This window comes from Rahnella sp. Larv3_ips, from assembly GCF_003697865.1.
Taxonomy (GTDB): domain Bacteria; phylum Pseudomonadota; class Gammaproteobacteria; order Enterobacterales; family Enterobacteriaceae; genus Rahnella; species Rahnella rivi.
Genome location: NZ_MJIB01000004.1, coordinates 306,000 through 330,024 on the forward strand (window position 1 = coordinate 306,000; position 24,025 = coordinate 330,024).

Here is a 24,025-nt window from a genome sequence, read left to right on the forward strand (position 1 = left end):
CTCACAAAACCGCGAATTACATACGTTCTACGGTTTCGATACCCAGTGTATCCAGACCGGTTTTCAGCGTGCGCTGTGTCAACAGTGCCAGCTTCAGGCGGCTGTTGCGGCTGGTTTCATCTTCTGCGTTCAGGATCGGGCAATGTTCGTAGAAGCTGGAGAACAGGCCGGCCACATCGTACAGGTAGGCGCACATGGTATGCGGCGTACCTTCGCGGGCAACAACGGTCAGCACTTCTTCGAACTGCAACAGGCGGGTGGCGAGCGCCGCTTCGCGTTCTTCGCGCAGTACAACCGGCTGTGTCAGGCTGTTCACGTCGATGTCAGCACGTTTAAAGATGGACGCAACGCGGGTATACGCATATTGCATATAAGGCGCGGTGTTACCCTCGAACGCCAGCATGTTATCCCAGTCGAAGATGTAGTCAGTGGTACGGCTTTTCGACAAATCTGCGTATTTGATCGCGCCGATACCGACAGCGTTGACCAGCTTATCCAGCTCTTCTGCGTCTTTCAGTTCCGGGTTTTTCTCGGTAATAAGCTTACGGGCGCGATCGATCGCTTCATCCAGCAGATCGGACAGTTTCACCGTGCCGCCTGAACGGGTTTTGAACGGTTTACCGTCTTTACCCAGCATCATGCCGAACATATGGTGTTCGAGTGCGACGGAATCCGGGACGTAACCGGCTTTACGCGCGATAGTCCATGCCTGCATCAGGTGCTGATGCTGACGGGAGTCGATGTAATACAGAACGCGATCGGCGCCCAACGTTTCGTAGCGGTACTTCGCACAGGCGATATCCGTGGTGGTGTACAGGTAGCCGCCATCTTTTTTACGGATGATGACCCCCATTGGATCGCCTTCTTTATTCTTATACTCATCAAGATAGACAACTACAGCGCCTTCACTGTCCACGGCCAGACCTTTGGCCTGCAGATCAGAAACAATGCCCGGCAGCATGCTGTTATACAGGCTTTCACCCATGACATCGTCCTGAGTCAGAGTGACGTTAAGACGATTGTAGGTCAGCTGGTTTTGCTTCATGGTCACATCGACCAGCTTGCGCCACATCTGCAGGCAATAGTCGTCGCCGCCTTGTAGTTTCACTACGTAGCCGCGCGCACGCTCGGCAAAGGCTTCGTCTTCGTCGTAGTTTTTCTTTGCAGCGCGGTAGAATTCTTCGAGGTCAGCCAGGTTCATATCACCGGCATTTTCGTTTTGCACTTTCTCAAGGTAAGCAATCAGCATACCGAACTGGGTGCCCCAGTCGCCAACGTGGTTGGCGCGGATCACTTTGTGGCCGAGGAATTCGTTGGTACGTACCGCCGCATCACCAATGATGGTGGAGCGGATGTGGCCAACGTGCATCTCTTTCGCCACGTTAGGAGCGGAGTAGTCGATGACGATAGTCTGCGGTTCCACCGGCGCGACGCCCAGTTTGGCGTCAGTCAGCGCGCTGTCGACGTGCGCACCGACAAAGGCTGGATCGAGGAAAATGTTGATGAAACCCGGCCCGGCGATTTCAACTTTATTGGCGATGCCGCTCAGATCCAACAGTTCAACCACTTTCTCTGCCAGTTGTCGCGGTGGCATGCCGAGTTTTTTTGCCACTGACATAACACCGTTAGCCTGATAGTCACCAAACTGGGCTTTGGCGGACTGACGGACTTGCGCTTCGCTGTCGGCAGATGCACCTGCTGCGATCAGCGCCTGGCTGACTTTTTCTGAAAGAAGTGACTGTATATTCACCGGATTACCTTATGTTTTGATTAACTGCCCGTTCTGTTTCGGATGAACCGAAAATGATGCGTGTTTATATCATATCAGGCCTGTGGAGTCAGTATTGGCGCACGTCTGTGGCGCAGTAAAGCGTGATTCTGCGGCGTGTCTCTGGCAACCGGATGAAAGCCTGTGTAAATTACCCGACCCTGAAGATTCGCAAACTGAAAAGAGTTAGGATGCCTGCCATGAAACATGTGCCTGAATTACAGGATTTAGCCGATGATTTACCGCGTTTTGTCAGCGTGTTAACAACATTTGCGGCGAAGTTGCAGATCAATCTGGCAGATTTTCACGCCGATCACATTTCCGTGCGCTGCCATCAAAACACGACGGCCGACCGCTGGCGTGCCGGGCTGGCCCGCTGCGGCACACTGCTTAACGAGACAGAGATTAACGGGCGTCCTATCTGCCTGTTTACGCTGGATGAGCCCCTCACCGTCGGGCCACTGCACATCGATCTGGTAGAATTACCTTACCCTGGTGAGAAGCGTTATCCGCATGAAGGCTGGGAACACATTGAGATTGTATTGCCGGGCGACGAAGAAGGGTTGTACACGCGTGCGCTGGCGCTGATTGCCGACGATGCCCTGATAATGCCGGGCATCAAGCTCAAACAAAGCGCCCCAAAAGGTGAACATGAGCGGCTGGCCAACCCGACGCTGGCGATCACCGACGGGTCTGTGACGATCAAATTTCACCCGCACAGCCTGCGCGAGATTGTTGCCAGCGAAAGGGAAGAGGATTAACGCGTCAGCTCTTGCAGGGCGGCATCCATGCGGTCCAGTGCCTTTTCAAGTAAAGCGCGCTGGCAGGCAAAATTGATGCGAACGAAGGAAGGAGCACCAAATTCCGCCCCTGACGTAAAGCCCACGCCTGCGTCAACAAAGAAGCGGTATGGGTCAGCCACCGGCAATGCGCTTGCGTCGATCCAGCCGAGGTAGGTGCCTTCCGGTGCCAGCATGGTTAAGCCAGGCATGGCATTGATGCGGGTTGTCGCAAGCGTACGGTTAGCGCGTAAATAATCGAGTTGCGCCTCAAGCCACGCATCTCCGTCACGATAGGCAGCGGTTGCCGCGATGAAGGCCAGAATGTTGACGTGAGGAACGATGCCTTTGCTGGTTTCGAGGAATTTACGGCGTAATTCAGTATTCGGGATGATCGCCATTGAGGCGCCCAGCCCGGCAAGATTAAAGGTTTTTGACGGCGCAAGCAGCGTAATTGAACGTTGCGCGGCATCGTCATTTAGCGAGGCAAATGGAATGTGCTGAAGACCGGATTCGAGGATCAGGTCGCAGTGTATTTCGTCGGAGCACACCACGAGATCGTGACGTTGTGCGAACGCCTGCTGCTCCAGCAATTCTTCGCGGCGATACACCGTGCCGCCCGGATTGTACGGATTGCACAGCATCAACAGTTTTTCGCTGCCATCAAGCTGGCTTTCAACTGCGGCGAAGTCCGCCACCCAGCGTTGATGTTGCTGGATGACCGGCACGGCTTTGTAACCGCGGCCTTCTGACTGTGCGGCCTGAATAAATGGCGGATATATCGGCATGGGTAACAGGCTGGTTTGATGCTGAGTAACGTTAGCGCGTACCGCGACGTTCAGACCACAAACAAGGCCCGGCAGCCAGACAATCCACTCAGGTTTAATGTGCCAGTTGTGGCGCTCGCGCATGCGGTGAACCACGAGTTCAGTCAGTTCAGGTGGGGTAAAACCGTACCCAAAAACGCCCTCGGCGACGCGTTGTTGTAATTCGGTGATCACCTGAGGCGGAGCGGTAAAATCGGAATCTGCTACCCAAAGCGGAATGACATCCTGATTATTGTATTTATGCCACTTAAGGCTATCGCTGTGACTGCGGTCTACCCATAAATCAAAATTGAGTGTCATAGTTAGTTTTCCTAAATAAGCAGTTAGCAATTGGGCGGGGATGCTCATCTGTAAGAGCCTACGCGACATGGTCGGTTACAAACAAGTGTTGTAGCATAATGCCGTTTTCAGGAGAGGTCACATGACTAAGTTAGAAGTGTGTTGTTACAGCGTAGATTGTGCGTTAACGGCAGAGCAGGCCGGTGCAGATCGCGTCGAGTTGTGCGCGAGCCAGGCTGACGGGGGAATCACCCCGAGCTACGGTACCCTCAAACTGGCGAGGGAAAAAGTGACTATCCCGGTGCATCCGATTGTTCGGCCACGGGGTGGTGACTTTTGCTATAGCCAGAGTGAATTCGACGTGCTGAAAAGTGACGTTGCCTGTATGCGTGATATGGGTTTCCCCGGCATCGTGGTCGGGATGCTGGATGCGGAAGGGCATATCGATATGCCGCGCATGTGGGAAGTGATGGCGCTGTGCTCAGATATGGCGGTCACGTTCCACCGAGCCTTCGATATGTGCCTCAATCCGAAGGTCGCGCTCGAGCAGTTGACTCAGTTAGGGGTGGCGCGCATTCTGACTTCTGGCCAGCAACAGAATGCCGAAGTCGGATTGCCGATGCTTCGGGAACTGAATCAGCTAACGCGTGGTCCTATCATTATGGCAGGCGCAGGTGTGCGTCTGACCAATTTGCAAAAGTTCGTGGATATCGGGCTGACAGAATTGCACAGTTCGGCGGGGCGTCAGGTGAAATCAGCCATGCGCTACCGTAAAGCCGGTGTCACCATGAGTTCTGACACAGATTTTGATGAATTCAGTCGTTATTGCGTGGATGGCGATATTGTTGCCGCAATGAAAAACACATTGCAGTTCGACGATGAAATATCCCGCTCCGCGTGATCGACGCAAGGTTTGAACAGATTTAATTGGGTCTTACGACCCTTATTGCGTCGCCCTGCGCAAGTACCAGGCCCCGTCATTTTGGCGGGGCTTTTTTTGCGCGCGAATTACGGCAACGAGGCAGTCCTGCTGCCGTGCTTTCAGCCCCAGGTCAGCAGCGCCACGCCAAACATGCCAGCTTTGACGACCAGACACATAATGAAAAGGCCAAAAACGATAAAGGCTCTGTCTAACAGGAAGCGGATTTTTCTGCGCATGACGTTCTCCGCGAGGCGGGGGCATCGCGATCAGATGAAGGAGTTTGGACGATTTTATACACGAAACGGCATCCATCAATCCATTAATAAAGCGCAAAAAGCAGAAGCTTTACAAAGGCCTGTAACACAGCACGCGTTAACGTAAGATAAAAGCGATAAACCCGGCGGGTTTATCGCCAGTGACGGGGGATTATTTGCAGGCAGGTTACTTTTCGTAGAAATTTTTAATCCGGATTGCGACGTCAATATTGGCCCAGTGCAGCTCATTTTCCTGGTGCAGGCTGCTGGTTCCATCCCCCCACGTGACGTAGTACGACACCACTCCCTTTGCCGATTCAAAAGTATTCATGACGGAACCTTTGATGTCTCCGGATCTGTGTTTAACGATACTGCCATTAGGGAACTTCATATTTCCTCCCAACACGTAAACGACGATCTCTGTCAGAACAAACGGATAGCCAACCCTAAAAGGTTAGCCCTTTTTCACTTAAGTTGTTGCTGATGGTGTTACAGAACGTGTAGGAAAGTGTCGACATTAAAACTCCCGCCGGGCGACGGGAGGGAAGGGCAGGCGTTATGGTTTGCGGGCGATAAGCAGGGCGCGGCGCGGTGCCGGATAGCCTTCAATGGTTTTGGTCGGATCGTTCGGGTCAAGAAACTCGGCCAGTGACTCACTGGTCATCCAGTCGGTTCGGCGCTGTTCTTCGACGGTGGTGACACTGACGTCGGCAATGCGCACATCAACAAAACCGCATTTCACCAGCCAGTCCTTTAACGCATCAGCGGAAGGAATGAAGTAGATATTGCCCATTTGTGCATAACGGTCGCCTGGCACCAGCACCTGCTGGCTGTCGCCTTCGACCACCAGAGTTTCCAGCACCAGTTCGCCGCCGCTGACCAGCTGGTTTTTTAACTGGTAAAGGTGATCCAACGGCGAGCGACGGTGATACAGCACACCCATTGAAAATACGGTGTCGAAAGCATTGAGTTCAGGCAGCTGTTCAATGCCCAGCGGCAATAAGTGCGCACGCTGGTCGCCACCGAGCAATTTACGCACCGCTTCGAACTGGCACAGGAACAACTGCATCGGGTCAATACCGACCGCCAGATGTGCGCCTGCGCCAATCATGCGCCACATGTGATAACCGCTGCCGCAGCCAACGTCCAGAATCGTACGTCCGGTCAGGGGGGAAATATGCGGCAGAACGCGATCCCATTTCCAGTCAGAACGCCATTCGGTATTGATTTCAACGTCATACAATGAGAACGGGCCTTTGCGCCATGGCATCATATTGCGCAGCAGGTTTTCAATGCCTTCGCGCTGACCGTCCGGTAAAGGCACTTCCATATTAGCGCTGACGCTGTGCAGCAAATCCAGACGTTCTGGCTTGATCAGCGGCAGGCGGTCGACGGAGTTGAACCACAGTTTGAACTTGCCGTGCAGCGACTCTTTTTGCCAGGCGGTCAGCTGGGAGGGAAGGGTATTGAGCCACGGACTTAACGGCCCTTTGGCGATAACGCGGTAAAAATCACCAAAATCGATCATTGTGCTTCTCCGGCTTTCAGCGCAATCAGTGAGCCGAAGTTAAAGCACTGGAACCAGACTTCCGTGTGCTGGAAACCGGCCTGACGCAGGCGGGTTTTATGTGTCTCGACGGAGTCGGTCAGCATCACGTTCTCGAGCATGCTGCGTTTCTGGCTGATTTCCAGTTCACTGTAGCCGTTCGCACGTTTGAAATCGTGATGCATATTGAACAGTAACTCGCCGACATCTTTATCTTCAAAGCTGAATTTTTCTGACAGCACCAGCGCCGCTCCCGGACGCATTCCCTCAAACACCTGATTGAGCAGGCGTTGACGATCGTCAGGTTCGAGGAACTGCAGGGTGAAGTTAAGCACCACCATCGAGGCATTTTTCAGCTCGATGTTCAAAATATCCGATTCAATGACGGTAACCGGCGTCTCGGCGCGGAAAGCATCAATATGTCGGCGGCAGCGCTCTACCATGGCAGGGGAGTTATCGACAGCAATAATTTCGCAGCCCGGCACCTTAATGTTGCGACGCATCGACAGCGTGGCGGCACCCAGCGAACAACCGAGATCGTAGACATTCGTATCAGGCTGAACGAAGCGTTCGGCGAGCATACCAATCATCGAAATGATGTTGGAATATCCCGGTACTGAACGTTGGATCATATCGGGGAAAACTTCGGCCACACGTTCATCGAACGTCCAGTCGCCGAGCTTATCTATTGGTGCAGAAAAAAGCGTATCGTGGTTTGCCATAGTGGTGAGTCAGGCCAGAAAAGAGTGTGGGTAAAAAGTTGAGGGCAGATTTTAGCAGATACTGGCGCAGGCAGATACCTGCGCACCGGTGTTCACTGCAAACTGACGGGAAAAAGATCCAAAATCAGTTGAAGTTGAGGAACTGCGACCACGGCAGGTAAAAAATATTCACCATGACCATCACTACCAGCGAGATATAGGTGGCGGCCATGCCGTTGCGACGCCAGGCAAATTCGCGATTCTTTAGCCCGTAATAATGACATAAGCGTCCGACTATCAGTAACAGGCCGCAGGCGTGGATCATCCAGACGGCAGCACCGTTCATTTCCATAAACAGCAATAACAAACAACCAATCGGCAGATATTCGACGGCGTTACCGTGCACGCGAATGGCCGTTTGCAATTCGTAAGAGCCGCCGTCGCCGGTGGCAATGCGGTATTGGGTACGCAAACGGACAACATCGAAAGAGAGTTTGATCAAAAGTATGGCGGCAAGCACGACATATAACGCGCTAATCATGATGACTTCCTTGGTTATTCCAGGTAATCCGGCGGAGCCATTTTCTTCTCCGCTGCGCGGCTATGATAGCGGTCTGACTAAATACTGTCGTCATGAAAAAGAGAATTTTCTTAGAACAACGTGTCCTGCAAAGGCCAGTCTGGTTCCGGCGACACCGAAGGCATTTGCTGGCGCAGTTGCTGCCACAGGCTTCTTGCCTGCTGGGGAGCGTCGGTGCAATCCGGCGTGTGGATGAATAAATAGGGCGAAAGCCCTTGTGCGTCCCACGCCTGAAGTTTGGTTATCCACTGCGCAAACAAAGGCCGGTTATCTTCCAGCACGTCACCGCCAATAAAACGCACCAGCGGGCGCGATGCAGTGGCTACGGCGTGCAGTGGCAGCACGGGCTTTTTACGTTTGGCCTCGAGTACCGCTTCTGTCACCGAGACGGAACTGTGTACCGGACGGCTGTCCAGAATAGCGCGGTTGACACCCCGCTGGCGTAACCCCTGATTCAGCCTCCGCTCGTCATCGCCTTTCGCAAAAAAATCCGGATGCCGGACTTCGACGCCGTAATCAAATCCCGCGGGCAGCGCATCGAGAAATTGCCATAAGCGGTCAAGATGTTGCGGCGCAAAGGTTGCGGGCAGCTGAAGCCATAACTGGCCGATGCGTTCGCCGAGCGGCCCGAGCGTGCGGTAAAACGTATCGACATCTCCCTGGCAGTTTGCCAGTGCAGCTTTATGGCTGATGGCAGAAGGGAATTTGAAACAGAAACGGAAGGATCCCGGTGTCATGTCGCGCCAGCGCATCACCACTTCCTGCTTTGGCAGGGCATAAAAGGTGGTGTTGCCTTCGACACAGTTGAAATACCGCGCGTAATCAGCCAGATCGCGCAAACCAATCTTTGCCCAGGCGCTGTGATGCCATTGCGGTAAACCAATATACATGCCGAATTCTCCCGATTTTTCCATAACAAAACGCCGCCTCAGCGGGCGGCGTCAGGATAGCAAAATTAATGCGTCAGGGCAGGGTAACGTTACTCCGGCAGAGCGGCAAGCACTTCAAGGGTCGAACGTACGCGGCTGATGCGTGGGAAAATAAACTGTACGCTGGACTGATGATGATCGTTGTTATGCGCGCTGCACGCATCTTCTGCGATGACCAGTTCATAGCCGTGTTCCCAGGCGTTACGCGCGGTGGATTCCACACCGATATTGGTGGAAATACCCGCCAGCACGATGCTTTTAATGCCACGACGGCGCAGTTGCAGATCCAGGTCGGTGCCGTAGAACGCGCCCCACTGACGTTTGATCACCAGCAGATCGCTGTCAGTCACGCCCAGTTGCTCCGGGAATTCCCACCAGCTGGCAGGCAGGCCGCCTTCGGGGGCTGCTGCGGGAATGTCCACCGGCTGTTTCAGCGCCTCGTCGAAAGAATCCGACCAGCCCACGCGCACCATCACTACCGGGGCACCCAGTTTACGGAAGCGGTTTGCCAGTTCAGTGGCATTATCCAGCACCTGCTGCGCCGTGTGCGGGCCACCCGCGAAAGGTAAAATTCCTTTCTGTAAATCGATCAGTACCAGCGCGGTAGTGTTAGGGTCAAGTTTCATGGCGTTTAGCTCCCGGTTATCTCATTAATAGCGAAAGGAATTATGAACTGCGTGTACAAAGGGGATTGCGCGAGTCTATGCTAACGCGGGGATCGCATTGGGGATAATTTTGTTAAATTATGTGTAGCTTGCAACATGAGTGAATTTCCGCGCCCGCGTTGACGTGTTCGCACTTATCCTGCGAAGGAAATTCCTTTATAATAGCCGCCTTTTTTCGACCCGTATAAAACCTATTCCGCGCGCCGCAGCGTTTTGCGGGCGGGCGACCAGAGTGAATAACCGTTTCTGTACCTGTGCGCCATAAGGCCGGGTAGTGGGATCAAAAGGATACCGTTATGCGTACTGTATATTGTGGAAAACTGAATGCGTCCAATGTGGGCCAGGAAGTGACATTGTGTGGCTGGGTTAACCGTCGACGCGATTTGGGTGGTCTGATTTTCATCGATATGCGTGACCGCGAAGGCATCGTTCAGGTTTTCTTCGACCCCGATCAGGCAGAAGCCTATAAACTGGCGTCTGAACTGCGTAACGAGTTCTGCATTCAGCTTACCGGCACCGTGCGCGCGCGTCCTGAAAGCCAGTTCAACAAAGACATGGCGACCGGTGAAGTGGAAGTGTTTGCCAGCGGCCTGAACATCATCAACCGTTCCGAATCCCTGCCGCTTGACTCCAATCACGTCAACTCCGAAGAAGCGCGCCTGAAATACCGTTATCTGGATCTGCGCCGCCCTGAGATGGCGAACCGCCTGAAAGCGCGCGCAAAAATCACCAGCTTCGTGCGCCGTTTCATGGACAGCCATGATTTCCTCGACATCGAAACCCCGATGCTGACCAAAGCCACGCCGGAAGGTGCGCGTGACTATCTGGTGCCAAGCCGTGTGCACAAAGGCAAATTCTATGCCTTGCCACAGTCTCCTCAGTTGTTCAAACAGCTGCTGATGATGTCCGGCTTTGACCGTTATTATCAGATCGTAAAATGCTTCCGTGATGAAGATTTACGCGCTGACCGTCAGCCAGAATTTACCCAGATTGACGTCGAAACCTCTTTCATGAGCGCAGAACAAGTGCGTGAAGTGATGGAGAAACTGGCGCGCGAGCTGTGGCAGGAAATTAAAGGCGTGGATCTCGGCGACTTCCCGATCATGACCTATGCAGAAGCGATGCGTCGTTTCGGTTCCGACAAACCTGACCTGCGCAACCCGATGGAAATGGTTGACGTTGCGGACCTGATGAAAAATATCGAGTTCAAAGTGTTTGCCGATCCGGCCAACGATCCGAAAGGCCGCGTGGCTGCATTGCGTGTGCCGGGCGGTGCGTCCCTGAGCCGTAAGCAAATCGACGAATACGCGAAATTCATCGAAATCTACGGCGCGAAAGGTCTGGCTTACATCAAAGTGAATGAAGTGGCGAAAGGTCTGGAAGGTATCCAGAGCCCGGTCGCTAAATTCCTGAACGAAGAACTGCTGTCTGCCCTGATTGAACGCACCGGCGCTCAAGACGGCGACATGATCTTCTTCGGCGCAGCCAGCGCGAAAATCGTGACTGACGCTATCGGTGCGCTGCGCCTGAAAGTGGGCCGCGACCTGAAAATTACTCAGGACGATGTGTGGGCGCCGCTGTGGGTGATCGACTTCCCGATGTTCGAAGACACCGACGAAGGCGGCCTGAGCGCCATGCACCACCCATTCACTGCGCCGAAAGACATGACCGCAGAAGAGCTGGCGGCGGATCCGGTTTCCGCGATTGCGAATGCTTACGATATGGTCATCAACGGTTATGAAGTTGGCGGCGGTTCCGTGCGTATTCACCGCAGCGAAATGCAGCAGACCGTGTTCAGCATTCTGGGTATTAACGAACACGAACAGCGCGAGAAATTCGGCTTCTTGCTCGACGCCCTGAAATACGGCACGCCTCCGCACGCGGGTCTGGCATTTGGTCTGGATCGTCTGGTGATGCTGCTGACCGGTACGGACAACATCCGTGACGTGATCGCCTTCCCGAAAACCACGGCAGCGGCCTGTCTGATGACAGAAGCCCCAAGCTTTGCCAATCCGGCTTCCCTGCTGGAACTGGGCATCGCAGTTGTGGCGAAAAAAGAAGTGACGCCAGACACAAATACAGAGAATAACTAATGAGCTATAAGCGTCCTGAGTCGATACTGTGCGTCATCTACGCCAGAAACACCGGCAGGGTGCTGATGCTTCAACGAAAGGATGACCCGAATTTCTGGCAGTCGGTAACCGGCAGCCTGGAGGACGGGGAATCCCCGAATCAAACCACGCAGCGCGAAGTCATGGAAGAGGTCGGTATCGACATCGCAGGTGAAAACCTGACTCTTCAGGACTGCCATCGCTGTGAGGACTTTGAAATATTTGCGCATTTGCGCCATCGCTATGCTCCGGGCGTAACCCGCAACAAAGAACATTGGTTCTGTCTGGCGTTGCCCGACGAGCGTGACGTGCCTCTTACGGAACATCACGCGTACCGGTGGCTCGATAAGCCGGCAGCCGCAGCGCTGACGGTCTCCCCGAGCAACCAGCAGGCGATTGAAGAATTTGTAAACTATTCGGTCTGTTAAGACTTGAGACTTTTTGGAGATTTTTATGGCAGGTCACAGTAAGTGGGCCAACACCAAGCACCGCAAAGCGGCGCAAGATTCTAAACGTGGCAAGATTTTCACCAAAATCATTCGTGAGCTGGTAACGGCAGCAAAACTCGGCGGCGGCGATCCTGCGGCTAACCCGCGTCTGCGTGCGGCTATCGACAAAGCCCTGTCCAATAACATGACCCGTGACACCCTCAACCGTGCCGTGGCGCGTGGCGTGGGCGGTGATGACGACACCAACATGGAAACCATCATTTATGAAGGTTACGGTCCTGGTGGTTCGGCGGTGATGGTTGAATGTCTGAGTGATAACCGCAACCGTACCGTGGCGGAAGTGCGTCATGCTTTCAACAAAACCGGTGGCAATCTGGGGACAGACGGCTCCGTGGCTTACCTGTTCTCCAAAAAAGGTGTGATCACTTTCGCACCGGGTCTGGATGAAGATGTTGTAATGGAAGCCGCGCTGGAAGCGGGCGCAGAAGACATCGTGTCTTACGATGACGGTGCTATCGACGTGTTCACTGCCTGGGAAAGTCTGGGCGACGTGAAAGATGCGCTGGAAGCTGCCGGTTTCAAAGCGGATTCCGCCGAAGTCACCATGATCCCATCGACCAAAGCAGACATGGACGCAGACACTGCACCTAAATTGTTGCGCCTGATCGACATGCTGGAAGATTGTGATGATGTTCAGGAGGTTTACCACAACGGTGAAATCTCTGACGAGATCGCAGAAACTCTGTAATCTCAGTGCCGCCGGTGGCTACCACCGGCTGGCTATCCTGTTGTCCCCCGGCAGTTTATACTCTCCCCAACTTTGCAAAAAAACGACAACACAAGGCGTTGACTGGCTATGGCTATTATTCTGGGGATCGACCCCGGTTCGCGTATCACCGGCTATGGCATTATTCGCCAGACAGGGCGTCAGCTGAGTTATCTCGGCAGCGGTTGTATCCGTACCGTGGTGGACGATATGCCGGGACGACTGAAACTGATTTATGCCGGTGTGTCGGAAATTATTACGCAATTTCAGCCTGATTTTTTTGCTATCGAATCCGTATTCATGGCGAAGAATGCCGACTCTGCTTTAAAGCTTGGTCAGGCGCGCGGAGCCGCCATTGTGGCCGCTGTGAATCAGGATTTGCCGGTGTTTGAATACGCCGCGCGGCAGGTGAAACAGACCGTCGTGGGTACCGGTGCCGCTGAGAAATCGCAGGTTCAGCACATGGTGCGCTCCTTGCTGAAGCTCCCTGCTAATCCGCAGGCCGATGCGGCTGATGCGCTGGCGATTGCCATCACTCACTGTCACATGAGCCAGAACGCTATCCGGCTCAGCACGGACAAATTACAGATGGCACGCGGACGTATGCGATAGACGCCGCAAGTCCCCTGGGCTGGATATCCATCCAGCCTTTTTTATGATATAAACATCGCAGCTTTTGACCTGATAAGGAAAATGAACGTGATAGGCAGACTACGAGGCATTATTCTGGAAAAACAGCCCCCTTTGGTGCTGCTGGAAACCAACGGCGTGGGCTATGAAGTGCATATGCCGATGACCTGTTTTTACGAATTGCCGGAACTGGGTCAGGAAGCTATCATCTTCACGCAATTTATCGTCCGTGAAGATGCTCAGTTGCTCTACGGATTTAACGATAAACAAGAGCGCGCGCTGTTCCGTGAGCTGATTAAAGTTAACGGCGTCGGGCCAAAACTGGCGCTGGCTATCCTGTCAGGCATGTCGGCACAACAGTTCGTCAGTGCGGTAGAAAAGGAAGAAATCACCGCCTTAATCAAGTTACCTGGCGTTGGTAAGAAAACCGCAGAACGTCTGGTCGTCGAAATGAAAGACCGGTTTAAAGGATTAAACGGTGATTTGTTTAACAATCATACTGATATCACGCTACCTGCATCTGCGTCGAAAGCGAAAGAATCTGACGCTGAAGGCGAAGCCGTTGCAGCCCTGATATCCCTCGGGTACAAACCACCAGAAGCCAGCCGTATGATCAGCAAAGTCGCCAAACCCGGCGCTGAATCAGAAACGTTGATTAGAGAAGCGCTGCGCGCTGCGCTGTGAGGTAAGAGATGATCGAAGCTGACCGCCTGATTTCGTCCGAAGTGTTCACCGAAGAAGAAGTCATTGATCGTGCGATCCGCCCCAAGCTGCTGTCGGAATATGTTGGCCAGCCTCACGTGCGCTCGCAAATGGAAATCTTTATTCAGGCGGCTAAGCAACGCAAAGACGCGCTCGATCACCTGCTGATTTTCGGACCTCCGGGGCTGGGGAAAACCACTCTCGCCAATATCGTGGCGAACGAAATGGGCGTTAACCTGCGCACGACCTCCGGGCCGGTGCTGGAAAAGGCCGGCGATCTGGCCGCGATGCTTACCAACCTCGAGCCGCACGATGTGTTGTTCATCGATGAAATCCACCGTCTGTCGCCGGTTGTTGAAGAAATTCTGTATCCGGCGATGGAAGACTACCAGCTGGACATCATGATCGGCGAAGGCCCTGCCGCGCGCTCGATCAAGCTCGATTTGCCGCCGTTCACTCTGATTGGCGCCACGACCCGCGCCGGTTCCCTGACATCTCCTTTGCGCGACCGCTTCGGTATTGTGCAGCGCCTGGAGTTTTATCAGGTGGCGGATTTACAACACATCGTCGGGCGAAGTGCATTATGCCTGGGGCTGGAGTTGTCCGAAGAGGGGGCTCATCAGATTGCCCGCCGTTCACGCGGCACGCCACGTATCGCTAACCGTCTGCTGCGCCGCGTGCGCGACTTTGCTGAAGTGAAAGGTGACGGAACGATCAACGGTGATGTCGCCAATGGCGCTTTGGATATGCTGGACGTGGATGCTGAAGGTTTCGATTATATGGACCGGAAGCTGCTGCTGGCGATTATAGATAAATTTTCCGGCGGACCTGTCGGCCTGGATAACTTAGCGGCGGCGATTGGTGAAGAACGTGAAACCATCGAAGATGTCATTGAACCATTCCTGATCCAGCAGGGCTTTATTCAGCGTACGCCGCGCGGGCGAATGGCAACCAATCATGCCTATAAGCATTTCGGACTCTCTCGCGACGAAGAATAAGCCCGATATCAGACAAAATATCCTGCAACGGACGCATCAGCGTCCGTTTTGTTTTCTGCAATTCAGGAAAAGGCAGGTAAACGGCTGGATTCAAAAGGCGGTGAAAGCGGGGCTCTCACCGCGTAACGGGCTAAACTTCCGCTTTAGGGGTACGCAACTTCGGCACAACTAACTCACCCTTGGCATTGTAGTAACGACTAGGCCAGATTTCCCAGGCCGGTACGCCAATCATTTGCGCGATGATCATTTCGCCTTTCGGCCAGCGTCGTGAAAGGGTATTTGAGAGTGTGGAAGAACCCAGTCCGGACTCCCGGGAGAGTGCCGTCAACGTTGAACCTTTTTTGCGAATTGCCGCGATAATATCGGCGGGATGCCAGTCTTCTCTGGAGTTAGTCATAATGCGGCCTCTGCGTATCTGGGGCACATAATGACCGGGAGAGGGGGAGTGCCTGCCTTGGCTTGTCTTTCATTTCACATTGTCCAGTAGATTAATGTTTGGCCGCCACTGGAGTTGAGAATCTCGCTGGTGGTAGCCCTGACGGGGTTCTCAACACCGGTTCTACTGGATACCGGCCTGACCTAAGTCAGCCCCGCCTGAGCCACCATTGAGATATTGCTTGTTGTTTGTACAGGCAATAGGTGTGCGCAGACTCAGACATAGAATGTGTGTGCATTCCATGTCGCCAGTGAACATTCAGGTTGAGAATCCCGGACGCGGATTTTGCCGCGACAAGGAATTATAGCGCAACGTGTAAACGGTTACCAAGGTTGCAATACACAGCTTACTAATTTTGCAGCCTTACGCCGCTTATTTAGCGCTTTATGCCCGCAACGAACTCCGGCCGGGGGCTTGTGAGGCAAGACTTCTGCACATAATCTGAGGCCGGTCACATTTTCACGATTTGTCCGAGATTACGGCTTGTATCCGGAAGGGATTCACCAGAGAATCCCCTCAGAGAGCAGGATTGTTACTGTCTGACAGGCAAAACCTAAACTTCTTGTTTCTTCGCATTGTGCGGAGAGACCGGATGTTTAGGTTTTTTTTTGGCCTGAATTCAGGGGCCGGCCGCCCCTGTGGAATATACCGGCAATGTCGTGCACGACGCCATTACTCTGATGAGATAACACCATGGAATACAAAACGTTAGCCGATGAAATTCTCCGCGGAGTGGGCGGAAAAGAGAACGTGAACAGCGTGGTGCATTGCGCAACCCGTTTACGCTTTAAATTAAAAGACACCACCAGGGCCGATGCGGAAGGGCTGAAAAAAAATCCCGGTGTGATCATGGTTGTGGAAAGTGGCGGCCAGTTTCAGGTGGTGATTGGCAATCACGTAGGCGCAGTCTACGAAGCGCTGGTGAAAACCAGCCCGCTTTCCGAAGGGGGTGACGAAGAGTCCGGCGACAAGGGCAGCCTGTTTGCGCGGGCAATTGATGTGATATCCGGTATCTTTACGCCGTTCATCGGCATCATGGCTGCCTCAGGGATCCTCAAAGGGTTTCTGGCACTGGCGCTTGCCTGCGGCTGGCTGGTGCCGGAAAGCGGTACGTATAAAGTCTGGTTTGCCGCCAGCGATGCGATGTTTTATTTCTTCCCGCTGGTGATTGGGTTTACAGCGGGTAAAAAATTCGGTGGTAATCCGTTTGTGACGATGATGATTGGCGCAGCCATGGTGCATCCGCTGATGATTGCCGCTTTTGACGCTCAGCAGGCCGGTGCTCCGGCCGAGCATTTCTTTGGTATTCCGCTGATTTTCATTAACTATGCGTCATCGGTTATCCCGGTGATCCTCGCGGCCTGGGCATCCAGCTGGCTGGAAAAACGGGCGATGAAAATCCTGCCCGGTGCGCTGCGCAATTTTATTACCCCGCTGATTTGCCTGATGGTGATCGTTCCGCTGACATTCCTGGTGATCGGCCCGGTAGCGACGTGGGCGAGCCAGCAACTGGCAAACGGTTATCAGTTTATTTATCACGTCAGCCCGATGATCGCCGGTGCCTTTATGGGGGCGTTATGGCAGGTTTGTGTGATATTCGGCCTGCACTGGGGGCTGGTGCCGCTGATGATCAATAACTTCAGTATTCTCGGTCACGACACCATGCTGCCGCTGTTACTCCCTGCGGTTATGGGGCAGGTCGGTGCGGTGATCGGCGTCATGCTGCGCGCCAAAGACGCGCGAACTAAAGCGCTGGCGGGGTCGGCCATCAGCGCCGGGATTTTCGGCATCACTGAACCTGCGGTGTATGGCATCAACCTGCCGCGCCGCAGGCCGTTTATCTTTGGCTGCGTCGGCGGTGCATTAGGGTCGGCGATCCTTGGCTATTTCCAGACCACGGCTTACTCCTTCGGTTTTGCCAGCATTTTCACATTCACTCAGGTGATCCCTCCGACAGGTTTTGACCAGACGGTCACCGCGGCCATTGTCGGTACGCTGATTGCCCTGGTGTTTGCTGCCCTGGCAACGTATCTCTTCGGTATGAAAGAAGAAGAGGTCGCAGCCGAACCCGATCCGAAAGTGGCGGCAGAATCCGCACAGGCACCGCGGGGTAAAACGCTGATCGCAAGCCCGATGACCGGTACCTGCGTGGCGCTGGAAGAGGTAAAAGATCCCACGTTTGCCAGCGGTCTGCTGGGTAAAGGTGTCGCCATTATACCGACTACGGGGCGGGTGGTTTCACCGGTAAACGGCACGGTGGTTTCTCTGTTTAAAACGCATCATGCTATCGGAATTGAGGGCGAAGACGGCGCGGAAATTTTGATCCACGTCGGCATCGATACTGTGAAGCTCGACGGCAAATTCTTTACGCCACATGTTGCCGTCGATGCGGTGGTGAAGCAGGGCGATTTGCTGCTCGAATTCGATATTCAGGGCATCACGGACGCCGGATACGATCTGACAACGCCGGTGCTGATGACCAACAGTGACGATTACCTTGACGTGATCCCGGCCAGTATTGGCCAGAACGTCAGTGAACAAACGCCACTGCTTACGCTTTTACGATAAGTTTTTTTTCGATAACGACCAGAGCCAGGAGGTTCATATGAATAAGCAATTCCCAAACGGTTTTTTATGGGGCGGCGCAGTGGCAGCCAATCAGGTAGAAGGCGCATACCTGACCGACGGTAAAGGATTGTCTACCTCAGACTTGCAGCCGCAGGGCGTTTTCGGTCCGGTGCAGGAGCGTGTGGAGGGTGATTTCGGCGTCAAAGACGAGGCGATCGATTTCTATCACCGCTACCCGGAAGATATGAAGCTGTTTGCCGAAATGGGTTTTACCGTTCTGCGGACGTCAATTGCCTGGACGCGTATTTTTCCGCAGGGTGATGAAACGCAGCCAAACGAGGCCGGGCTGGCCTTTTACGACCGCCTGTTTGATGAGATGGCAAAATACGGCATTACGCCGCTGGTGACGCTTTCTCACTACGAAATGCCTTACGGGTTGGTAAAAAAACACGGCGGCTGGGGAAGCCGCGACACCATCGGCTTCTTTGAAAACTACGCCCGCACCGTATTCAGCCGTTACAAAGATAAGGTCAAATACTGGCTGACGTTCAACGAAATCAATATGTCGCTGCACGCACCCTTTACCGGCGTGGGCTTGCCGGAAGACAGCAGCAAACAGGAAATTTATCAGGCGATCCACCATCAGCTGGTTGCCAGCGCCAAAGCGGTAAAAGCCTGCCACGAGATTATTCCTGATGCCAAAATCGGTAACATGTTGCTTGGCGGCATGCTCTACCCGCTGACCTGCAAACCGGCAGACATGATGGAAACGCTGCAACAGAACCGTGACTGGTTATTCTTCGGTGACGTCCAGGTGCGCGGTGCGTACCCGGCCTATATGCCGCGTTTCTTTAAAGATCGCGGCATGGAAATCATCATCACCGCGGAAGACAAACAGGCGCTGAAAGAAACTGTCGACTTTATTTCTTTCAGTTACTACATGACCGGTTGCGTGACCACCGATGCAGAGCTGAATATCAAAGCGCGCGCCAATATATTGAACATGGTGCCAAATCCGCATCTGGAAAGTTCAGAATGGGGCTGGCAGATTGACCCGGAAGGTTTGCGCTTCCTGATGAATGAGCTGTATGACCGCTATCAGAAACCGTTATTTATTGTTGAAAACGGCCTGGGTGCGCGCGATAAGCTCGAAGCCGACGGCAGTATCAACGATGATTACCGCATTCAGTACATCAACGACCATTTAGTTCAGGTGCGTGAAGCGATTGAGGACGGCGTGGAAGTGATGGGCTACACCAGCTGGGGGCCTATCGATCTGGTGAGCGCGTCGAAAGCTGAATTCTCCAAACGCTACGGTTATATCTACGTTGACCGCGACGATCAGGGCAATGGCTCGCTGGAACGTCGCCGTAAGAAAAGCTTCTTCTGGTATACCGAGGTGATTAAATCTCACGGTGCATCGTTGAAATCCTGATATTATCAGGCAGATCCGTAGACAGCGGCAGACAAAACCTGATCATCCGTACGGATGGTCAGGTTTTTCTTTTCAGGGAGTTAGAATGAAAATCGCCAAAATACTCAATAATAATGTGGTGGTTGTCGTTAACGAACAGCAACGCGAACAGGTGGTCATGGGCTGCGGGCTGGCGTTTATGAAAAAAACGGGAGATGAACTCGACGACAGTAAAATCGAGAAAATCTTTGCGCTGCAAAACGATGAACTGGTTGCCCGCCTGACCGAGCTTTTATCCCATATTCCGATGGAAGTGATGACCACCTGTGATCACATCATCACGCTGGCGCGCACCCGTCTGGGAAAATTACAGGAAAATCTGTATATCGCGCTGACCGATCACTGCAATTTTGCCATCGAACGGCAGAAAAAGGGTGTGCCGATCAGTAATGCGCTGCTGTGGGAAACCCGCCGTCTGTACCCGAAAGAATATGCGCTGGGGCTCGACGCGCTTGAGATCATTGACCGCCGCCTTGGCGTTCGCCTGCCGCCCGACGAGGCGGGATTTATTGCCCTCCATTTGGTGAATGCTCAGCTTAACGGCGAAATGCCTGAGGTGGCGCAGATCACCCGCGTCATGCAGGAAATTCTTAACCTGGTGAAATACCAGCTGCGGCTCGAGTATGACGAAGAATCGCTCAGTTATCAGCGGTTTGTCACCCATCTCAAATTTTTCGCACAGCGTATGCTGAGCCGTACGGTAGTGGCTGACGACGACATGACGCTGCACGTGGCGGTCAAAGAAAATTACCCGCAGGCCTGGACCTGCGCCGAAAAGATTGGTGATTACCTGAGCGCGCAATATCAGCGTGAGCTGACCACGGAAGAGGTCATGTACCTGTCAATTAACATTGAGCGGGTCAGAAAAGAGAGCCTGCCAAAAGAGACATCCTGACCGCACGTATCCACAAAATTCGTCCTGCGAAATATGAGTGATAACAATTTTTAGTGACGTTTTTTTTGCCTCGGTAAGTGAGAACAGGTAGCATCCTTCGCCGTTATTGCTTGAAAACAGTTCCGGCTAAAAAAATACAGTGGATAAACCACGTAAACGTCCAGGCTTGCAATCGGTTGCTTGCCCTATAAGACGTCCAGGCGAAGGTCATTTTTGGAGAACAAGATCGAATGAAGTCTCATAAAAAGTCGGCAGAGGCCAAACGCGCTGCTAAAAGACGCTGGTTGGATTCGCACGACGACGGGTATCACAAAAGCATGGGCAATCGTCAGGTTCAGATGATTGCTATCGGCGGCTCTATCGGTACCGGTTTGTTCCTCGGTGCAGGCGCACGTTTGCAGATGGCCGGTCCGGCATTGGCGATTGTTTACGCCGTGTGCGGTATTTTCTCTTTCTTTATCCTGCGTGCGCTTGGCGAACTGGTGTTACACCGTCCGACCAGCGGCAGTTTCGTTTCTTATGCACGTGAGTTTCTTGGCGAAAAAGCGTCTTACGTTGCTGGCTGGATGTATTTCCTTAACTGGGCGATGACCGGGATTGTCGATATCACCGCAGTGGCTCTGTATATGCACTATTGGGGAACCTTCGGTGATGTTCCGCAATGGATGTTCGCGCTGGGCGCACTGGCGATTGTCGCCACCATGAACATGATTGGTGTGAAGTGGTTCGCCGAAATGGAGTTCTGGTTCGCGCTGATCAAAGTCGCGGCCATCGCCATCTTCCTGGTGGTCGGCGTGGTATTCCTCGGTACGGGTAAGGAGCTTGATGGCAATTCGACCGGCCTGCATCTGATCACAGATAACGGCGGAATATTCCCGCACGGCCTCTTGCCGGCGCTGGTGCTTGTGCAGGGCGTGGTCTTCGCCTTCGCCGCGATCGAACTGGTCGGGACGGCGGCGGGCGAAACCAAAGATCCTGAGAAAGTGCTGCCAAAAGCCATCAACAGCGTGATCTGGCGTATCGCCTTATTCTACGTGGGTTCGGTGGTGCTGCTTGTGCTGCTGCTGCCGTGGAATGCCTATCAGGCGGGGCAAAGTCCGTTCGTGACTTTCTTCAGCAAACTGGGCGTGCCTTACATCGGCACCATCATGAACATCGTGGTGCTGACGGCGGCGCTGTCGAGCCTGAACTCCGGGCTGTATTCCACTGGCCGTATCCTGCGTTCTCTGTCGATGGGCGGTTCTGCGCCGAAATTCATGTCGAAAATGAGTGCGCAGCAGGTGCCTTATGCGGGCATTCTGGTTACCGTTGGGATTTATATTATCGGCGTCGTGCTGAACTACTACGTGCCTTCGCAGGTGTTTGAGATTGTCCTGAACGTCGCCTCTCTGGGCATCCTCAGTTCATGGGCATTTATCATCGTCTGCCAGATGAAGCTGCGTACCGCGATTAAAGAAGGCCGTGCGAAAGACGTGTCCTTTAAAATGCCGTGGGCGCCGGTGACTTCCTGGCTGACGCTGGCCTTCCTGGCGAGTGTGCTGGTGCTGATGGCGTTTGACTACCCGAACGGCACCTACACCATTGCAACCATTCCGGTGTTGATCATTCTGCTGGTGCTGGGCTGGATAGGCCTGCGCAAACGCGCTGCAGAAGTCAAACAAGCGCAGGACGCGCACGAAGAAGCACATCATGACGGCGCAGAAGTGAAGTAATTCCTTCCGCGTCTTGCTGTGAAAAACGACCAAGGGCTGCCCGCAAAGGCGGCCCTTTTTATCATTGCGGCTTTTTAAGCCAGCACAAGTAATTATTCCTAAACTGCCCGGCCTTTGTCCCTTTTTCCCCATCAGTTGACTAGTCTTAGGTCTTTGCAAAGACAAGAGAGACGCATGTTTAAGATCCTGCTACAAATTTTTTCCAGCCCTGAAAAGTTTTTAGGGTTGTTCAGCGCTGCCGATATTGAAAATACGCTTGAAGAAGGGGAGCGCATTTTGATCGACGAAAATGGCACCGCTTCGGTTAATCCTGCCAATCAGGAGATGCAGGAAGATTTCGCCCGTCACGTCAAACGCATGAGCGTGTTGTAATGGCAACGGCGGTATTTATGGTGTTAATGGTCTGCGGGTACTGGTACACCACCCGCGACATCTCATCTCGTTTCAAACTCAAACGCACGTTCGGCTGGGATGTCTATTTCCTGGTGGCGTTGTACGGCTGCATATTTGTCTTACAGGGCGTACTGGTGATTGCACTGGTGTATCTGGCGCTGTGGGGCATTTCCACCGTGGTGAACTGGCTGCCTGAGCTGTCGCATTTACATCAGGATGTGCACTACCACCGTGATTTTATCAACTGGAGTTTCCTCGGGATCCAGGCGCCGGTGGTCATTATGCTCGCGGTGTCGGTGATGCTGTGTTTAATGCGCACGACCTGGTCGCAGGGGTTACGGCTCAACACCGCCGGACGCAAGGAACTCTACAAGCAACTGACGCGCGCCAACGGTGTGGAAGGCATTTTGTACCAGTGTATGGAGCAGGGCGACATGGTGTTCATCACTTTGCAATCGCGCCGGGTTTATATCGGCATGGTGCATACTGCACGATGCGAAACGTCCTCCTCCGATAATGTCGTGGTGATCCCGATGGTCAGTGGCTATTGCGACAAGGACACGCTGGAACTTCGTGTGGAACACAATTACGCCCGCTATTACAGCGAACATGGCATCACGCCGGTATCGAAGCCGGTGGATGCCCTGAATTTTCGCAAAGTGATCCTGCTCAGCCAGATTGAGACATTGTCGTTGTTTGACCCGGCGAGTGCCTGTGCGTTTGAGAAGCTGATCCCGCTGATCGAAGAAGATATGCAGAAGAAAATCGGGGAAAAGGACGCCTGAGATCAGGCGTCCGGTTATCTTCAGGCCATCGTGAAGCTGAAATCGCTCAGGCCTTCAATGCCGCCGGTGATCACATCACCGCGCTGCACGGCACCGACGCCTGCTGGCGTACCGGTGTAAATCAGATCGCCCGGCTGCAATTCAACGGCCTGCGACAAATAACTTATGACATCTGCCACTTGCCAGATCTGATCGCTCAGATCACCGCGCTGGCGCTTCTCTCCGTTGACGTCCAGCCAGATTTTACCCGACGCCGGATGACCGGTCTGACTGACCGGCAGCAGCGGGCTGGCGGGTGCTGAGGCATCAAATCCTTTTGCGAAATCCCACGGCCTGCCCATTTTCTTCGCCTGTGCCTGAAGATCACGGCGGGTCAGATCGACGCCCACGGTATAACCCCAGACGTGCGAAAGAGCATCGGCGGCGGCGATATTTTTACCGCCTTTGGCGATGGCGACCACCAGCTCGACTTCGTAATGCAAATCTTCCGTCAGTCCTGGATAGGGAACGCTGCCGCTGGCAGGCACAACCGCATCGGCAGGTTTGGAGAAGAAGAAAGGCGGCTCGCGATCGGGGTCGTGACCCATTTCGCGGGCGTGCTCAGAATAGTTACGTCCAACGCAGTAGACGCGGCGTAGCGGGAAACGTGCACTCTGGCCTTCAACGGCCAGAGACGGCGTTTGAGGTACGGCAATTACAAATTCGGTCATCGTATTCACTTCACAAAGTTAACGTATTGTTATATTTGCAAAGCACACCCCGGTTGACCAGCAAATTGTTGTTACTGGTCAATGTCTGACGGTCACGATGTGTAACGCGCCCCGGTTCATCGTCATAAAAAACCATCAGCTGCTGT

Annotated in this window: 24 protein-coding genes; 14 read left to right on the forward strand and 10 right to left on the reverse strand. The window is 53.6% G+C overall.

Features of this window, described 5'->3' with window-relative positions:
- Window positions 1–16: 16 nt before the first annotated feature.
- Window positions 17–1,750 carry an arginine--tRNA ligase gene (gene argS, locus ED901_RS03825; RefSeq protein WP_056769482.1) on the reverse strand — a complete coding sequence of 578 codons (1,734 nt, stop codon included), beginning with the start codon at window positions 1,748–1,750 and terminating at the stop codon, window positions 17–19.
- 218 nt (window positions 1,751–1,968) lie between these two features.
- On the opposite strand from argS, the gene ED901_RS03830 reads away from it, so the two are divergent.
- Complete coding sequence (locus tag ED901_RS03830; RefSeq protein WP_122095609.1) at window positions 1,969–2,529, forward strand: VOC family protein; 561 nt, start codon at window positions 1,969–1,971, stop codon at window positions 2,527–2,529.
- Here ED901_RS03830 and ED901_RS03835 read toward each other — a convergent pair.
- On the reverse strand, window positions 2,526–3,674 hold the full coding sequence (locus ED901_RS03835; protein ID WP_122094890.1) for a MalY/PatB family protein: 1,149 nt from the start codon (window positions 3,672–3,674) through the stop codon (window positions 2,526–2,528). The two genes, ED901_RS03830 and ED901_RS03835, sit on opposite strands and share 4 nt — an antisense overlap.
- A 121-nt stretch (window positions 3,675–3,795) precedes the next feature.
- On the opposite strand from ED901_RS03835, the gene cutC reads away from it, so the two are divergent.
- On the forward strand, window positions 3,796–4,554 hold the full coding sequence (gene cutC / locus ED901_RS03840) for a copper homeostasis protein CutC (protein WP_122094892.1): 759 nt from the start codon (window positions 3,796–3,798) through the stop codon (window positions 4,552–4,554).
- Window positions 4,555–5,016: 462 nt separating this feature from the next.
- Here cutC and ED901_RS03845 read toward each other — a convergent pair whose 3' ends face one another.
- The 6 genes from ED901_RS03845 to ED901_RS03870 all read right to left on the reverse strand — a co-directional run bounded on the left by ED901_RS03845 (window position 5,017) and on the right by ED901_RS03870 (window position 9,211).
- On the reverse strand, window positions 5,017–5,160 hold the full coding sequence (locus tag ED901_RS03845) for a hypothetical protein (protein ID WP_371414280.1): 144 nt from the start codon (window positions 5,158–5,160) through the stop codon (window positions 5,017–5,019).
- Window positions 5,161–5,385: 225 nt separating this feature from the next.
- Window positions 5,386–6,357, reverse strand: a complete 972-nt coding sequence (gene cmoB / locus ED901_RS03850; RefSeq protein ID WP_122094896.1) for a tRNA 5-methoxyuridine(34)/uridine 5-oxyacetic acid(34) synthase CmoB — start codon at window positions 6,355–6,357, stop codon at window positions 5,386–5,388.
- Window positions 6,354–7,097, reverse strand: a complete 744-nt coding sequence (gene cmoA / locus ED901_RS03855; RefSeq protein WP_056769494.1) for a carboxy-S-adenosyl-L-methionine synthase CmoA — start codon at window positions 7,095–7,097, stop codon at window positions 6,354–6,356. The genes cmoB and cmoA overlap by 4 nt, the downstream gene beginning before the upstream one ends.
- A gap of 124 nt (window positions 7,098–7,221) precedes the next feature.
- Window positions 7,222–7,617 carry an MAPEG family protein gene (locus ED901_RS03860; protein ID WP_122094898.1) on the reverse strand — a complete coding sequence of 132 codons (396 nt, stop codon included), beginning with the start codon at window positions 7,615–7,617 and terminating at the stop codon, window positions 7,222–7,224.
- A gap of 110 nt (window positions 7,618–7,727) precedes the next feature.
- Window positions 7,728–8,546: a DUF72 domain-containing protein gene (locus ED901_RS03865; RefSeq protein WP_122095610.1), complete on the reverse strand. Its 819-nt coding sequence runs from the start codon at window positions 8,544–8,546 to the stop codon at window positions 7,728–7,730.
- Between the two features lie 89 nt (window positions 8,547–8,635).
- Window positions 8,636–9,211, reverse strand: coding sequence for a hydrolase (locus ED901_RS03870; protein WP_122094900.1), 576 nt, complete (start codon window positions 9,209–9,211; stop codon window positions 8,636–8,638).
- A 335-nt stretch (window positions 9,212–9,546) separates the two neighbouring features.
- Between ED901_RS03870 and aspS the strand changes: the two genes are divergently transcribed.
- The 6 genes from aspS (at window position 9,547) to ruvB (ending at window position 14,906) form a co-directional block, all read left to right on the forward strand.
- Window positions 9,547–11,343: an aspartate--tRNA ligase gene (gene aspS / locus ED901_RS03875; protein WP_056769501.1), complete on the forward strand. Its 1,797-nt coding sequence runs from the start codon at window positions 9,547–9,549 to the stop codon at window positions 11,341–11,343.
- Window positions 11,343–11,789, forward strand: coding sequence for a dihydroneopterin triphosphate diphosphatase (gene nudB, locus ED901_RS03880; RefSeq protein WP_122094902.1), 447 nt, complete (start codon window positions 11,343–11,345; stop codon window positions 11,787–11,789). Before aspS ends, nudB begins: the two co-directional genes overlap by 1 nt.
- A gap of 25 nt (window positions 11,790–11,814) precedes the next feature.
- Window positions 11,815–12,558, forward strand: a complete 744-nt coding sequence (locus ED901_RS03885; RefSeq protein WP_056769504.1) for a YebC/PmpR family DNA-binding transcriptional regulator — start codon at window positions 11,815–11,817, stop codon at window positions 12,556–12,558.
- Window positions 12,559–12,666: 108 nt separating this feature from the next.
- Window positions 12,667–13,188, forward strand: a complete 522-nt coding sequence (ruvC, locus tag ED901_RS03890; RefSeq protein ID WP_056769506.1) for a crossover junction endodeoxyribonuclease RuvC — start codon at window positions 12,667–12,669, stop codon at window positions 13,186–13,188.
- 87 nt (window positions 13,189–13,275) lie between these two features.
- Complete coding sequence (ruvA, locus tag ED901_RS03895; RefSeq protein ID WP_013575037.1) at window positions 13,276–13,890, forward strand: Holliday junction branch migration protein RuvA; 615 nt, start codon at window positions 13,276–13,278, stop codon at window positions 13,888–13,890.
- Window positions 13,891–13,898: 8 nt separating this feature from the next.
- A complete protein-coding gene (ruvB, locus tag ED901_RS03900) occupies window positions 13,899–14,906 on the forward strand; it encodes a Holliday junction branch migration DNA helicase RuvB (protein ID WP_056769508.1) in 1,008 nt (335 codons plus the stop codon).
- Window positions 14,907–15,036: 130 nt separating this feature from the next.
- Here the strand turns inward: ruvB and ED901_RS03905 are convergent, their stop codons facing one another.
- Window positions 15,037–15,303: a helix-turn-helix transcriptional regulator gene (locus ED901_RS03905; protein ID WP_056769510.1), complete on the reverse strand. Its 267-nt coding sequence runs from the start codon at window positions 15,301–15,303 to the stop codon at window positions 15,037–15,039.
- Window positions 15,304–16,035: 732 nt separating this feature from the next.
- Between ED901_RS03905 and bglF the strand changes: the two genes are divergently transcribed.
- From bglF to ED901_RS03935, 6 genes are all read left to right on the forward strand, one after another.
- A complete protein-coding gene (gene bglF / locus ED901_RS03910; protein WP_122094904.1) occupies window positions 16,036–17,910 on the forward strand; it encodes a PTS beta-glucoside transporter subunit IIABC in 1,875 nt (624 codons plus the stop codon).
- A gap of 37 nt (window positions 17,911–17,947) precedes the next feature.
- Window positions 17,948–19,345, forward strand: coding sequence for a glycoside hydrolase family 1 protein (locus ED901_RS03915; RefSeq protein ID WP_122094906.1), 1,398 nt, complete (start codon window positions 17,948–17,950; stop codon window positions 19,343–19,345).
- A gap of 85 nt (window positions 19,346–19,430) precedes the next feature.
- A complete protein-coding gene (gene licT, locus ED901_RS03920; protein ID WP_122094908.1) occupies window positions 19,431–20,279 on the forward strand; it encodes a BglG family transcription antiterminator LicT in 849 nt (282 codons plus the stop codon).
- Window positions 20,280–20,509: 230 nt separating this feature from the next.
- Window positions 20,510–21,991, forward strand: a complete 1,482-nt coding sequence (gene ansP, locus ED901_RS03925) for an L-asparagine permease (RefSeq protein WP_056769517.1) — start codon at window positions 20,510–20,512, stop codon at window positions 21,989–21,991.
- Between the two features lie 174 nt (window positions 21,992–22,165).
- The gene (locus ED901_RS03930) at window positions 22,166–22,363 is read left to right on the forward strand and encodes a hypothetical protein (RefSeq protein ID WP_056769520.1); all 198 of its coding nucleotides are present in this window, start codon (window positions 22,166–22,168) and stop codon (window positions 22,361–22,363) included.
- Window positions 22,363–23,169 carry a hypothetical protein gene (locus tag ED901_RS03935; RefSeq protein WP_122094910.1) on the forward strand — a complete coding sequence of 269 codons (807 nt, stop codon included), beginning with the start codon at window positions 22,363–22,365 and terminating at the stop codon, window positions 23,167–23,169. Before ED901_RS03930 ends, ED901_RS03935 begins: the two co-directional genes overlap by 1 nt.
- Before the next feature lie 20 nt (window positions 23,170–23,189).
- Here the strand turns inward: ED901_RS03935 and ED901_RS03940 are convergent, their stop codons facing one another.
- Window positions 23,190–23,879, reverse strand: coding sequence for a fumarylacetoacetate hydrolase family protein (locus ED901_RS03940; protein ID WP_122094912.1), 690 nt, complete (start codon window positions 23,877–23,879; stop codon window positions 23,190–23,192).
- Window positions 23,880–24,025 lie beyond the last annotated feature (146 nt).

Coding starts and splice junctions, on each gene's coding strand:
- licT (WP_122094908.1), top strand. CDS start 19,431: ATGAAAATCGCCAAAATACTCAATAATAATGTGGTGGTTGTCGTTAAC.
- ruvB (WP_056769508.1), top strand. CDS start 13,899: ATGATCGAAGCTGACCGCCTGATTTCGTCCGAAGTGTTCACCGAAGAA.
- ED901_RS03860 (WP_122094898.1), bottom strand. CDS start 7,617: ATGATTAGCGCGTTATATGTCGTGCTTGCCGCCATACTTTTGATCAAA.
- ruvC (WP_056769506.1), top strand. CDS start 12,667: ATGGCTATTATTCTGGGGATCGACCCCGGTTCGCGTATCACCGGCTAT.
- cmoB (WP_122094896.1), bottom strand. CDS start 6,357: ATGATCGATTTTGGTGATTTTTACCGCGTTATCGCCAAAGGGCCGTTA.
- cutC (WP_122094892.1), top strand. CDS start 3,796: ATGACTAAGTTAGAAGTGTGTTGTTACAGCGTAGATTGTGCGTTAACG.
- ED901_RS03885 (WP_056769504.1), top strand. CDS start 11,815: ATGGCAGGTCACAGTAAGTGGGCCAACACCAAGCACCGCAAAGCGGCG.
- ED901_RS03935 (WP_122094910.1), top strand. CDS start 22,363: ATGGCAACGGCGGTATTTATGGTGTTAATGGTCTGCGGGTACTGGTAC.
- ED901_RS03845 (WP_371414280.1), bottom strand. CDS start 5,160: ATGAATACTTTTGAATCGGCAAAGGGAGTGGTGTCGTACTACGTCACG.
- ED901_RS03940 (WP_122094912.1), bottom strand. CDS start 23,879: ATGACCGAATTTGTAATTGCCGTACCTCAAACGCCGTCTCTGGCCGTT.
- ED901_RS03830 (WP_122095609.1), top strand. CDS start 1,969: ATGAAACATGTGCCTGAATTACAGGATTTAGCCGATGATTTACCGCGT.
- ansP (WP_056769517.1), top strand. CDS start 20,510: ATGAAGTCTCATAAAAAGTCGGCAGAGGCCAAACGCGCTGCTAAAAGA.
- ED901_RS03905 (WP_056769510.1), bottom strand. CDS start 15,303: ATGACTAACTCCAGAGAAGACTGGCATCCCGCCGATATTATCGCGGCA.
- aspS (WP_056769501.1), top strand. CDS start 9,547: ATGCGTACTGTATATTGTGGAAAACTGAATGCGTCCAATGTGGGCCAG.
- cmoA (WP_056769494.1), bottom strand. CDS start 7,097: ATGGCAAACCACGATACGCTTTTTTCTGCACCAATAGATAAGCTCGGC.
- ED901_RS03930 (WP_056769520.1), top strand. CDS start 22,166: ATGTTTAAGATCCTGCTACAAATTTTTTCCAGCCCTGAAAAGTTTTTA.
- ED901_RS03865 (WP_122095610.1), bottom strand. CDS start 8,546: ATGTATATTGGTTTACCGCAATGGCATCACAGCGCCTGGGCAAAGATT.
- ED901_RS03835 (WP_122094890.1), bottom strand. CDS start 3,674: ATGACACTCAATTTTGATTTATGGGTAGACCGCAGTCACAGCGATAGC.
- nudB (WP_122094902.1), top strand. CDS start 11,343: ATGAGCTATAAGCGTCCTGAGTCGATACTGTGCGTCATCTACGCCAGA.
- bglF (WP_122094904.1), top strand. CDS start 16,036: ATGGAATACAAAACGTTAGCCGATGAAATTCTCCGCGGAGTGGGCGGA.
- ED901_RS03915 (WP_122094906.1), top strand. CDS start 17,948: ATGAATAAGCAATTCCCAAACGGTTTTTTATGGGGCGGCGCAGTGGCA.
- ED901_RS03870 (WP_122094900.1), bottom strand. CDS start 9,211: ATGAAACTTGACCCTAACACTACCGCGCTGGTACTGATCGATTTACAG.